The sequence below is a fragment of the Mesorhizobium sp. M4B.F.Ca.ET.143.01.1.1 genome (assembly GCF_004792275.1).
Taxonomy (GTDB): Bacteria; Pseudomonadota; Alphaproteobacteria; order Rhizobiales; family Rhizobiaceae; genus Mesorhizobium; species Mesorhizobium abyssinicae.
On sequence record NZ_SRSR01000015.1, the window covers coordinates 21,890 to 33,671 of the forward strand.

The window sequence follows — 11,782 nt, forward strand, 5'->3', positions numbered from 1 at the left end:
CTGACTGAGAGCCGGCGGAATATGGCCGTTCATTGGTTTCGTCTTTTTCCCTCGAGGAGATCGACGACCGCACGCACGGAATCCAAGACGTGCGTTCCAGGGCCGAACACGGCGGCGACCCCATGGTCCATCAGGAACTGATAATCCTGGCGCGGCACCACACCACCGCACACAACGATGATGTTTTCGGCGCCTCTCGCCTTCAGTGCCGCGACGAGCTGCGGCAGCAGAGTCTTGTGTCCGGCGGCAAGGGAGGATACGCCGACGACATGAACCTCAGAGGCCACTGCCATGGCAGCGGCTTCTTCCGGCATCTGGAAAAGCGGCCCCGCGACCACATCGAAACCGAGATCGCCGAAGGCCGATGCGATCACTTTGGCCCCGCGGTCGTGGCCATCCTGACCGAGCTTGGCCACCATCAGCCTCGGCCTCCTGCCGAGCGACACGGCCACATCCCCGATTCGGGAAACCAGCGTCCTATATTCCGGCTCGTCCCGAAACGCAGACCCGTAGACTTCCGTGATCACCTCGGGAACGGCCACATGATCGCCGAAAGCCTGGCGCAAGACGTCGGAAATCTCGCCCACCGTCGCGCGAGCGCGTGCTGCTTCTACGGCCGCCGTAAGAAGGTTGCCCTTGCCGCTGGCCGCGGTCTCACCAAGCACGGCAAGGGCTGCGTCGACGCGCTTGGGATCGCGCTGACGCTTTGTTCGTTCGATACGGCGAATCTGCGCCTCGCGCACCGCCGCATTGTCTATCTCAAGAACCTCGATCGGGGCTTCGTTCTCCAGCCGGTACTTGTTGAGGCCGACGATCACCTCGTCGCCGCGATCGATCGCCGCCTGGCGGCGGGTCGCCGCCGTCTCGATAAGGCGTTTTGGTAAACCTTCGATGACGGCTTTGGCCATGCTGCCGATGGCCTCGATTTCCTCGATGAGCGCCCACGTCTTCTGCGCTAGCTCATTCGTCAGGCTCTCGACGTAATAGGAGCCTGCGAGCGGATCGATGACTTTGGTCACGCCGGTCTCGTGCTGGAGGATCAATTGAGTGTTGCGCGCAATGCGCGCCGAAAACTCAGTCGGCAGCGCAACCGCCTCATCGAAGGAATTGGTGTGGAGCGATTGCGTGCCACCGAGCACGGCAGCCAGCGCCTCATAGGCGGTGCGCACGATGTTGTTGTAGGGGTCCTGCTCCTGCAGCGATACGCCGGAGGTCTGGCAGTGCGTACGCAGCATCAGTGATGAAGGGTTCTTCGGATGGAACTCTTCCATGATACGCGACCACAGAAGTCGCGCCGCCCGCAGTTTGGCGGCTTCCATGAAGAAATTCATTCCGGTGGCGAAGAAGAATGAGAGCCGTCCGGCAAAATCGTCGACGTCGAGGCCCTTCCTCAACGCCGCGCGGACATATTCGCGTCCATCGGCCAGGGTGAAGGCGAGTTCCTGCACCAGCGTCGCCCCCGCCTCCTGCATGTGATAGCCGGAGATGGAGATCGAGTTGAACTTCGGCATCTCCTTTGCGGTGTACTCGATGATGTCGGCGACGATGCGCATCGAGGGCTCGGGCGGGTAGATGTAGGTGTTGCGGACCATGAACTCCTTCAGGATGTCGTTTTGGATGGTCCCGGAAAGCTGGGCCGGCGAGCAACCCTGCTCCTCGCCGGCGACGATGAAGCAAGCAAGGATCGGGATGACCGCACCGTTCATGGTCATGGAGACGGAAATGTCCTTGAGCGGTATGCTCTCGAACAGGACCTTCATGTCCTCGACGGAATCGATTGCTACACCCGCCTTGCCGACATCGCCGACGACACGCGGGTGGTCACTGTCATAGCCGCGATGCGTGGCGAGATCGAACGCAACTGACACGCCCTGCTGGCCCGCCGCAAGCGCCTTGCGGTAGAAGGCGTTCGACTCCTCCGCGGTCGAGAAGCCGGCATATTGCCGGATCGTCCACGGCCTGCCGGCATACATCGTGGCACGCGGTCCGCGGACGAAGGGTTTCAGCCCGGGCAGCGTGGCGAGGTGGTTGATCCCATCCAGGTCGTCTCCCGTGTAAAGCGGCTTGACGTCGATGCCTTCGGCCGTGCGCCAGACCAGGGCATCGGGGGAGGCCTTTAGTTCCCGCTCGGCAAGAGTGCGCCAGTCGGCCAGTTTGGCGTCGGCCATCATTCGAACTCCAGAATGGGTTCGTCAACGGCAAGGCTTGCTCCCGCCTTGGCGGCGATCCGTTTGACGACGGCCCGCCGTTCGGCGCGCAGGACGTTCTCCATCTTCATGGCCTCGACGGTGGCGAGCACCTGTCCAGCCTCGACCGACTCTCCTTCGGACACGGCAATCGCGGTGACCACACCGGGCATCGGGCAAAGCAGCAGCTTGGAGGTGTCCGGCGGCTGCTTCTTCGGCATCAATCGCGCCAGTTCGGCGATAGGTGGGCTGCGTACATGGGCGACAACATCCATGCCGCTCCAGCGCAGTCGGTAGCCGGTTCCTGATCGCGACGTTTTGATCGACGTGGTTTCGGCGCCGATTTGAAAGTGCGCGATATGCCGTCCCGGCAGCCAGTCACTTGCAACGCTCAGAACCGAGCCGTCATCGAATGACACCGCGGTTCCGTCTTCCTGATCGCACACGGCGACCGCATAGGCATGGTTGTCAAGCGCGACCATCCAATCGCTAGGGACTTTGCGACGATGATTGTCCATCGCCCCGGAGATCAGGACATTGCGGTGCTGGAGTTTCCAGTTGATATGTGCCGCAACCGCCGCGAGCTTGCGCTCATCCGCATCAGTTGGGGACACACCAGCGAAGCCGTCGGGAAACTCCTCAGCGATAAAGGCTGTGCTTAGCCGCCCCTCGCGAAACCGGGGATGGTTCATGACAGCGGAGAGAAACGGCAGGTTGTTGCCGATGCCTTCCACTTCGAAATCATCCAACGCCGCGCCTATGGCGTTGATTGCGCCCAAACGATCGGGCGCCCACGTGCAGAGCTTGGCGATCATGGGATCATAGTGCATCGAGATTTCCGAGCCCTCGACCACACCGGTATCGTTGCGGATGAGTGAGCCGTCCGCCCGCGCACCTTCGGCGGGCGGCCGGTAGCGTGTCAGACGACCGATCGAGGGCAGGAAATTGCGATACGGGTCTTCGGCGTAAAGCCGGCTTTCGATCGCCCAGCCGTTCAGCTTCACATCCTCTTGGCCAAAGCGCAGCTTTTGGCCGGCGGCGATGCGGATCATTTCCTCGACCAGATCGACGCCGGTTACAAGTTCCGTGACCGGATGCTCGACCTGAAGCCGGGTGTTCATCTCGAGGAAGTAGAAGTTGCGGTCGCCATCGACGATGAATTCAACCGTACCTGCCGAGTGATAGCCAACCGCCTTAGCAAGAGCAATGGCCTGCTTTCCCATCGCATGTCGAGTTGCTTCGTCGATGAATGGTGATGGGGCTTCCTCGATGATCTTCTGGTTGCGGCGCTGGATCGAGCATTCCCGCTCGCCGAGATAGACGATATTGCCGTACTGATCGCCGAGCACCTGGATTTCGATGTGACGCGGCTCGGTCACGAATTTCTCGATGAAGATACGGTCGTCGCCAAAGGCGTTCTTCGCCTCGTTTCGCGAGGACTGAAATCCTTCGCGCGCCTCGATCTCGTTCCAGGCAATGCGCATGCCCTTGCCGCCACCACCGGCGGATGCCTTGATCATGACAGGGAAGCCGATGTCTCCGGCGATGTGCACCGCTTCCTCAGCATCCTCGATCAGTCCCATGTGGCCGGGCACGGTGGAGACACCGGCGGATGCCGCGATCTTTTTCGAGGTGATCTTGTCGCCCATCGCCTCGATGGCGACGGGCGAGGGCCCGATGAAGGCGATGCCCTTGGCTTTGAGCGCATCGGCGAAATTCGAATTCTCAGACAGGAAACCGTAGCCTGGATGAACCGCATCAGCGCCCGTGGCGATGACGGCATCGAGGAGGTTCGCAATGCGAAGATACGACCGAGCTGAGGCGGCGGGACCGATATGGACCGCCTCATCGGCTTGCCGGACGTGCAAGGCGTCTCGGTCAGCGTCAGAATAGACGCCAACCGTGGCTATGCCAAGCCTCTGCGCCGTTTTGATCACCCGGCACGCGATCTCGCCACGATTGGCAATCAGGATCTTCTTGAACATTTTTGCGCACTCAAAGCGGGATCGTGTCGTGCTTCTTCCAGCGGGTTTGGACGCTTTTTCCCCGCAGAGCGGCAAAGGCACGCGCGATCCGCTTGCGTGAAGAATGTGGCATGATCACCTCGTCGATGAAGCCGCGCTCGGCGGCAATGAAGGGGTTGGCGAAGCGCTGCTCGTATTCCTTGGTACGAGCCGCCAGCCTCTCGGGATCGCCGAGTTCGGACCGATAGAGGATCTCGGCAGCGCCCTTTGCGCCCATGACCGCGATTTCGGCGGTCGGCCAGGCGTAGTTGATGTCCGCGCCAATATGTTTGGAAGCCATCACGTCGTAGGCGCCGCCATAAGCCTTGCGTGTGATCAATGTGACCATCGGCACGGTCGCCTGGGAATACGCAAACAGGAGCTTAGCGCCGTGCTTGATGACGCCGCCATATTCCTGGGCGGTGCCCGGCAGGAAACCTGGCACGTCGACGAGCGTCAGGATCGGGATGTCGAAGGCGTTGCAGAAGCGAACGAAACGCGCCGCCTTGCGGGAGGAATCGATGTCGAGGCATCCGGCCAGCACCATCGGCTGGTTGGCCACCACCCCTACCGTCCTGCCCTCGATCCGAACAAATCCGGTGATGATGTTGCGGGCGAAGGCGGCCTGAAGCTCGAAGAAGTCGCCTTCGTCGGCGATGGCGAGGATTAGTTCTTTCATGTCGTAGGGCTTGTTGGCGCTCTCCGGCGCCAGCGTGTCGAGGCGCAACTCGATCCGCTCGGGATCGTCATAGAACGGCCGCACGGGCGGTTTTTCCAGGTTGTTCAGGGGCAGGAAATCAAAGAGGCGGCGAACCTCTTCCAGAGCCTCGATATCGTTTTCGAAGGCCCCGTCCGCAACAGAGGACTTTTGCGTATGAGTTGCCGCTCCGCCGAGTTCCTCCGCGCTCACGATCTCGTTTGTGACCGTCTTGACCACATCGGGGCCGGTCACGAACATGTAGGAGGAATCGCGAACCATGAAGATGAAGTCGGTCATGGCCGGGGAATAGACCGCGCCGCCGGCGCAAGGACCCATGATCACCGAAATCTGCGGAATGACGCCAGAAGCATCGACATTGCGCTTGAAGACATCGGCGTAGCCGGCAAGTGAAGCGACACCTTCCTGGATGCGGGCGCCGCCGGAATCGTTGAGGCCGATCACCGGCGCCCCGTTGCGCACCGCCATGTCCATGATCTTGCAAATCTTCTGAGCGTGCGTCTCGGACAGCGATCCGCCAAGCACCGTGAAGTCCTGAGAGAAGACGTAAACAAGCCGGCCGTTGATCGTACCCCAGCCTGTGACCACGCCATCGCCGGCGACCTTCTGTTCAGCCATGCCGAAGTCCGTGGCGCGATGCGTGACATACATGTCGTATTCTTCGAAGGAGCCTTCATCAAGAAGCACCAGCAGGCGCTCCCTGGCGGTAAGCTTGCCTTTGGCGTGCTGGGCATCGACACGCTTTTGCCCGCCGCCCAGGCGGGCCTGCGCACGACGGACCTCGAGTTGTTCAAGAACGGCCCGCATCAGCGCGCAGCCCTTGCTTCGAGCATCTTCAAACCCGTCTGCAGCCGCCGTGCGGTGAGCCGGCTTTGCCTCGAACTCGGGTCTGCTTCGCTGCACGGTCGCATGAACGTCTCCAACGGAATTGCGCTCCGCATTAGTTCGTCGGCAAGGAAGGGAAAAGGATTGACCGAGTGCGATTGCAAAATGTATGAATTTGCAAACAGCACCATGCGAATTTGCAAATGGCTAACGGTAAGCTTTTCATCGGGCGCCGCGTCCGCGAGTTACGGGACGCCAGCAAAGCCACCCAGGCGGCCTTTGCCGAGCGGCTGGGGATTTCGACGAGCTATCTGAACCAGATCGAAAACAACCAACGACCGGTCTCAGCCGCAGTGCTTCTTGCGCTGGCCGAGAAATTCCAAGTCGATATCGCTTCGATCGGCGGCAGTGACGCAGACCGGCTGCTCTCGGCATTGAGCGAGGCACTTGCCGACCCCGTATTCAGCGGAGTTTCAGCCGGATTTCAGGAACTCAAGCTCGTTGCCCAAAACGCACCGTTGATCGCTCATGCGCTGATCACCTGTCATCAGGCATATCGCAGAAATAGCGAGCAGCTTGCCAGCTTCGACGACCAGCTGATCCGAACCAATGCTTTTGCCGAGCCGACACCCTACGAAGAAGTGCGGGACTTCTTTCACTTTGTCGACAACTACATCGATGAACTCGACCGGGCGGCCGAGCATCTGGCGAAGGCCTTGGGCGTGCCGGATCGAGATGTCGGTACATCGTTGGCGGATCACCTGGAACAGCATCATCACGTTCGCATTGCGCGCGCCGGCAATGGCGAACGGGTGATCAGGTGCTTCGACGCTTCAGCGCGCGTGCTCTACTTGAACTCTTACTCGCCTGCATCGACGCGCAGGTTCCAGATGGCATTTCAGATCGGCGCCCTGGAGCACCGGGCGGAGATTGACGCCATCATAGAGCGAGCGCGATTCCGGACCTCCGAAGCGGCGGAGATATGCAGGATCGGTCTGCAGAACTATTTTGCCGGCTCGCTTACGTTGCCGTACGGTCCCTTCCTGGCCACGGCAAAAGAACTTCGGCACGACCTGCACCTGCTCGCAGTGCGCTTCGGTGCCAGCCTCGAGCAGGTGGCGCATCGCCTTTCGACGTTGCAAAGGCCGCGAATGAAGGGCGTCCCGGTTTTTTTCGCGCGTATCGACCGAGCTGGCAACATCACCAAGCGCCACAGCGCCGCAAAGTTGCAGTTCGCCCGCTACGGTGCAGCTTGCCCGTTGTGGAACGCCCATCAGGCGTTCGAAACCCCAGGCCGCATAATTTGCCAGCTGGCCGAGACGCCGGACGGCGTCCGTTATCTCAGTATCGCCACGGAAATCACCAAAGCGGACGGTGGATTTGGCTCTCCTCATCGACGCTATGCGATCGCGCTCGGATGCGAGATCTCCGATGCCGCGGATTTCGTCTATGCTGACCGGCTGGACTTTGCCAACAGTTCAGCTTTCGAACCCATCGGTGTTTCATGCCGCATTTGTGAGCGGATGGATTGCATTCAACGAGCCGTGCCGCCGCTTAAGAGCACGATTACAGTTGATCACAACCGACGCAGTGAATTGCCGTACACGATTTGCTAATTTGAAGTGATGATGGCTGGGCGCGCAACATCTAATCTCTCGTAAGCCAAATCGTCCATTGCCTGGGCTCCTCGACCGGCCGATGGTGCCGGTCAGCAACGACACGCTGTTGTGTGGGTCGTGCGGCTGCGAGCGAATCTGCCTAATAACCAGCTGAATGTGACCGGCGTCGACCATTGGGCGTGGCGTAGAAATCATCGCTACGGAACGATCGTTTATAATCTTGAGCGGCGGCGAGCCCTGACGCTCTTGCCCGACTGCGAGATTGCGACCGTGGAGGCGTGGATCGCCGATCATCCCGAGATCAAAATTGTCTTGAGCGACCGCGGACCGCGGCGGCGGTTACGGGGTGGTGACGAAGGCGTTGCCTCAAGCCAGCCAGGTCGCCGCCCATTGTCACCTGGACGCGGAAATCAATGCGCGCGATTCGCATGGCCATGGGCACCACCGCGGTCAATGGAAATCGTGCGCGATGCGTTGCGAACCGAGCGCGCGAGGGGCAGCCACAATGCCGGCGAATGGAAAACTCCGGCAGAGGCACTTGACGAGTTGCTGCCATGAGTGAACAAAGTCGGTGTTGCGACGACCGCTTGAATCCGTCTTGGCTGCCGCGATCGCTGTGATGGATAAGGCCGCCGCCGTGGTCGGGACGCCGATCATGGAGAGCCTGTTACAGGGCATCGAGAACGAAGCCAGCAGCGCGGTCCTGTTTGCCCGCCAGCCGACGATCCGGCGGGCATAGGCGTCGATAACGAAGGCCACGTAAACGAAGCCGATCCAGGTCGCGACATGGGTAAAATCCGAGACCCAGAGCCTGTTCGGTGCCGGGGCATGGAACTGGCGATTGACCTGATCGAGCGGCAAGGCGCCGCCTTGTCGCTCACTGTGGTGCGGATCGGCTTGCCGCGGATCGGCCCTTCAAGGCCCATCTCCCGCATCAGCCGGGAGATGGTGCAGCAAGCGATGTCGAAGCCTTCCCGCCGCAACTGCCGCCAGACCTTGCGCACGCCGTAGACGCGGAAGTTCTCCTCGAACACGCGCCGCACTTCGATCTTCAGGACTTCATCCCGCTTCGCCCGGGCAGACCGCCGGAAGGGATCGCGCCGCTTGGCAACATGGCCGTGGTAGGTGGACGGGGCGATCGGCAGCACCTTGCAGATCGGCTCGACCCCATGCGCCTCGCGGTGATCGTCGATGAACGCGATCATGGGCTTGAACCGGCGGTCGAGCTCCGCCTGGGCAAAATACGCGGAGGCCTTGCGCAGGATCTCATTGGCCGCGTTGGCCTGCCTCAGCTCCCGGTTCTCTCGCTCCAGGGCTTTCAGCTTCTCGGCGACCTCGGTGGGAAGGCCGGCGCGGACGCCGCTATCCACCTCCGCCTTCTTCACCCACTCATTGAGCGTCTGCGCCGTGCAGCCGATTTGGCCGCGATCGAAGACACCACCGCCCAGCGCGATGGATGATCCTTCTCGTGATCGAGAACCAGTCGCACCGCGCGGGCGCGCACCTCGGGAGAAAACCTGTTCGTCGTCTTGCTCATGATGGCTCCACCTTCTCAAGGTTGAAGCCTCCGGCAAATCCGGCGCGGGTCAGGATCCCCCTTCAGATGGCAGAAGATCAGCCGTAAGACTTGGGCATCACGACCGCTTTCTTGACGTGCGGCGTTTCGTCATTCAACATGCTCTAACTCTACCGAGCATGCCAGCCGGTCAAATGGCGATTCTGCAATTCCAAAGACCGAGAAGGAAGGGTCTGCGGTGGTTAAATGGTAGAGGCGTCGGAGTGTTGGATATCCATTAGGAATCCCGAATGCCTGCTGTGCCTCCTCTGAGGCTGGTGCGGCATCAACAAGCAGTTTTGTCTTCCGAAAGCGCCTCCCTTGATCGCGCAGTGCATCGCTTACAAACTTCTCTCCAAACTCATCAACGACTTTGTCGTTCAAAGAAAGCGGCAAGTAGGAAGTATCGAACATGATCGGCGTTTCCTCGGCCGATATAATTCGCCGCATGCAAAGCATTTTTCCGGTTGGTGCATCAAACTCACTGAAGGCTGGATTGCGGATTCTCTCCCTTGTCACCGATGTCAGTTGAATCGACGGTCTCTGCCCAAATCGCAGAGAATCTCCAGTTGATGTGACGCAAAAATTGAGGTCACGAATGAACCTGCGCCTCTCTCGTACAAAGATTCCAAGTCCAAGGACGGAACGCAGGATTCCTGTGGGTTGAAGGTCTCGCAGCGCACGCTTGATAGTTATTGCGCTTACACCGAACTCCTCGGCCAATGCAGCGACGGATGGCAGAGGTTCCCCTACCTTGTATTCGTTTTCGGTCACTCGCCGCATGATCTCTTGTCGGACCTTTTCGTGCAGCGTAACCGTAATTGATCCATTCATTCAGCAATGTCCTAATAGGTATAGTAATCGCAAACTAAAGCGAGTTCCAAGTCGAGCTACGGCCCGATTGATCTGATCTTGCCGGAGACAAAAACGGCCGACAGCTGCCGTCGTCAACATCGAGCGCGTGCCGCAGGGCAATTAGAAGAAGAACTCCGAACGAATAGAGGTTTTGCCGTGAACCAGACAGAGGCGGCACCATGCCCGATGGGAGACTTTGCGGCCGACAGCGTCGGCCTCGCGTTCTCGGCAGTTATGCCCCAATTGGCGATGCGATCGTATCCAGGATGGCGCTCTCTGCCGTCTCGACGTCGGAAACATGCTCGACCGCCTGCGAGCTTAACAGTCAAAGCCATCCCGATTTTGTGTCCGGAAGTCAAAAAAGAAAAATTCAAGTTTAACTCGTTATTTCGAGCCGACTGTACATGCAAGTATGTTCTGAGTGCCGACTGGGCCACAGTAGGTACCGCCTGTGTCCCAAAAGCCAGACCTTAGATAAACTTTTCTAGCTGTCATATTGCGAACGTTTACTGCAAGCATGAGGCAGTCGACCCCGGGTCGGTTGGTTAAAATCCATTGGGCGGCAAGTCTCATGGCTGCCCTACCATATCCACTGCATTGATATGCAGAACCCACGCGAAGGCTGTGCAAAGTGATCACGTCTGGTGGTGCCCACTCCGGCACTGCCGCTTTTTCACGCAGGACAAAAAATCCAACAGCTTTATCGCGGACGACGATCGAGAAGGGATGCTCAAGTTCGGGACAAGAGCTATTTCGAAGCTCCGAGAACACCACGTCCAACGAGTCCACGAACTGTTCCTGCTCGGGATTAAGCTTCAAATGGACGACTGCAGCGTCATCAAAGCGAGACAAAGCTCTCAAGGTCGCACCGCACGCTTCGGAAGTAGGTGTATTCGCCCTGCAGTGTACCCCCCCAGTGGGTTCCAGGGGATTTTGCTTTATCGACTGCGGAGGCAAACGGGTTCCGGAAGATGACCGGAGGAACGAACGTCCGGGCGCATGGTCCATTGGGCTGGAAAGCACTTCGTCTAGTGTTCGCCTGCCCCAGGCGAAATAGGACCAGCTCGTCAGTTCTTCCGTGGGCGCTGCGACAGCCACTGGCTCTTCGCGCATCGACTGAAGCCATCCCGAAACGGACGCGAGCCAGTCCTCGTTATAGACGGTCTCGACATAACGATGTCCCTCATCAGGAAAGATGGCGACGACCTTCTTACCAGGATTCCTCTGTGACCACCAGTTCGCAACTCGGTATGCAGCACCACCGGTAGGTCCCATAAATAGACCGTGATCCCGATGTAACTGGTGAGTCGCATGAAATGCTTCTGCTGGCGTCAGCCAATGCACTTCGTCGAAGTGTCTGTGATCGACGTTAGAGGGAACGATGCTACCTTCCAGCCCCCTAAGGTGTCGCTTGCCACTAGGCTGCCCAAACAGACCTGACTTTGGCGAATCAACGCCAATGGTATGCAATCCGGGGAACGGCACTCGTAGGTACTTGGACGTGCCGCACATGGAGCCGCCTGACCCGACGGGGCCAACCAGGCAGTCGATCTTTCCCACTCTCTCGATGAGCAACTCCGCTAATTTCGCATAGGCGAGCGGATTGTCCGGATTTGAGCGATGCGAGGGCCAATAGCTGCCGGGTATCTCTTTAAGATACCTGGTCAGCCTGTCCAAGCGCGCCTGCTGAAATCCGCCACCGCGCGCTGGCTTGTCGACAACGTCCACGTGCACATTAAGCTGGACGAGACGTGTATGAAGGTGCCGATCAAGCGCCGAGTCGCTCACCAGTATAAGTTGGTAGCCATACTGTACAGCAAGCATGGCCAAGGCGAGCCCAAAATTCCCCGAAGACGCCTCGCAAATGCTGGCACCTGTTTTCAATAACCCTTGCTCCACGGCCCGTTCTAGGATGAACCGGGCAGGAAGAAGCTTCATGAGAAAAAAGCTGGCGCCATACAGGCCATCTCTCAACTCGATGATTCTGGGATTCTCGAAATCCTCAAGGTTGCGCATTAGAG

At 59.3% G+C, this 11,782-nt stretch carries 7 protein-coding genes, 1 pseudogene and 1 other annotated feature; of the genes and pseudogenes, 1 reads left to right on the top strand and 7 read right to left on the bottom strand.

All coding sequences use genetic code 11. The features are described from left to right. Window positions 1–29: 29 nt before the first annotated feature. Genes scpA through EN786_RS28080 form a run of 3 tightly spaced genes read right to left on the bottom strand, consistent with a single transcriptional unit; the run spans window position 30 to window position 5,714 of the window. The gene (scpA, locus tag EN786_RS28070) at window positions 30–2,168 is read right to left on the bottom strand and encodes a methylmalonyl-CoA mutase (RefSeq protein ID WP_135909088.1); all 2,139 of its coding nucleotides are present in this window, start codon (window positions 2,166–2,168) and stop codon (window positions 30–32) included. Next, window positions 2,168–4,171 carry an acetyl/propionyl/methylcrotonyl-CoA carboxylase subunit alpha gene (locus EN786_RS28075; protein WP_135909090.1) on the bottom strand — a complete coding sequence of 668 codons (2,004 nt, stop codon included), beginning with the start codon at window positions 4,169–4,171 and terminating at the stop codon, window positions 2,168–2,170. The genes scpA and EN786_RS28075 overlap by 1 nt, the downstream gene beginning before the upstream one ends. 10 nt (window positions 4,172–4,181) lie before the next feature. After that, window positions 4,182–5,714, bottom strand: a complete 1,533-nt coding sequence (locus tag EN786_RS28080; protein WP_128346768.1) for an acyl-CoA carboxylase subunit beta — start codon at window positions 5,712–5,714, stop codon at window positions 4,182–4,184. A 221-nt stretch (window positions 5,715–5,935) separates the two neighbouring features. On the opposite strand from EN786_RS28080, the gene EN786_RS28085 reads away from it, so the two are divergent. Next, on the top strand, window positions 5,936–7,348 hold the full coding sequence (locus EN786_RS28085) for a helix-turn-helix transcriptional regulator (RefSeq protein WP_128346767.1): 1,413 nt from the start codon (window positions 5,936–5,938) through the stop codon (window positions 7,346–7,348). A 453-nt stretch (window positions 7,349–7,801) separates the two neighbouring features. On the opposite strand, the gene EN786_RS37870 is transcribed toward EN786_RS28085, so the two are convergent. The 4 genes and pseudogenes from EN786_RS37870 to EN786_RS28100 all read right to left on the bottom strand — a co-directional run bounded on the left by EN786_RS37870 (window position 7,802) and on the right by EN786_RS28100 (window position 11,777). Beyond that, window positions 7,802–8,008, bottom strand: a complete 207-nt coding sequence (locus tag EN786_RS37870) for a hypothetical protein (RefSeq protein WP_189379743.1) — start codon at window positions 8,006–8,008, stop codon at window positions 7,802–7,804. Beyond that, a pseudogene (locus EN786_RS28090) lies at window positions 7,950–8,888 on the bottom strand (IS3 family transposase); the annotation flags it as partial. The gene EN786_RS37870 and the pseudogene EN786_RS28090, both read right to left, overlap by 59 nt. Then, window positions 8,482–8,599, bottom strand: a sequence feature (AL1L pseudoknot). (Overlaps the previous pseudogene by 118 nt.) A gap of 129 nt (window positions 8,889–9,017) precedes the next feature. Further along, window positions 9,018–9,740, bottom strand: coding sequence for a GntR family transcriptional regulator (locus EN786_RS28095; RefSeq protein ID WP_135909093.1), 723 nt, complete (start codon window positions 9,738–9,740; stop codon window positions 9,018–9,020). Window positions 9,741–10,145: 405 nt separating this feature from the next. Beyond that, window positions 10,146–11,777 (bottom strand): pyridoxal-phosphate dependent enzyme, encoded by a 1,632-nt coding sequence (locus EN786_RS28100; protein ID WP_210214571.1) that lies wholly within the window; start codon window positions 11,775–11,777, stop codon window positions 10,146–10,148. Window positions 11,778–11,782 lie beyond the last annotated feature (5 nt).

What these genes read in the sequence shown, in the direction of transcription:
- scpA (WP_135909088.1), bottom strand. Translation starts at nt 2,168, where the DNA reads ATGGCCGACGCCAAACTGGCCGACTGGCGCACTCTTGCCGAGCGGGAA.
- EN786_RS28075 (WP_135909090.1), bottom strand. Translation starts at nt 4,171, where the DNA reads ATGTTCAAGAAGATCCTGATTGCCAATCGTGGCGAGATCGCGTGCCGG.
- EN786_RS28080 (WP_128346768.1), bottom strand. Translation starts at nt 5,714, where the DNA reads ATGCGGGCCGTTCTTGAACAACTCGAGGTCCGTCGTGCGCAGGCCCGC.
- EN786_RS28085 (WP_128346767.1), top strand. Translation starts at nt 5,936, where the DNA reads ATGGCTAACGGTAAGCTTTTCATCGGGCGCCGCGTCCGCGAGTTACGG.
- EN786_RS37870 (WP_189379743.1), bottom strand. Translation starts at nt 8,008, where the DNA reads ATGATCGGCGTCCCGACCACGGCGGCGGCCTTATCCATCACAGCGATC.
- EN786_RS28095 (WP_135909093.1), bottom strand. Translation starts at nt 9,740, where the DNA reads ATGAATGGATCAATTACGGTTACGCTGCACGAAAAGGTCCGACAAGAG.
- EN786_RS28100 (WP_210214571.1), bottom strand. Translation starts at nt 11,777, where the DNA reads ATGCGCAACCTTGAGGATTTCGAGAATCCCAGAATCATCGAGTTGAGA.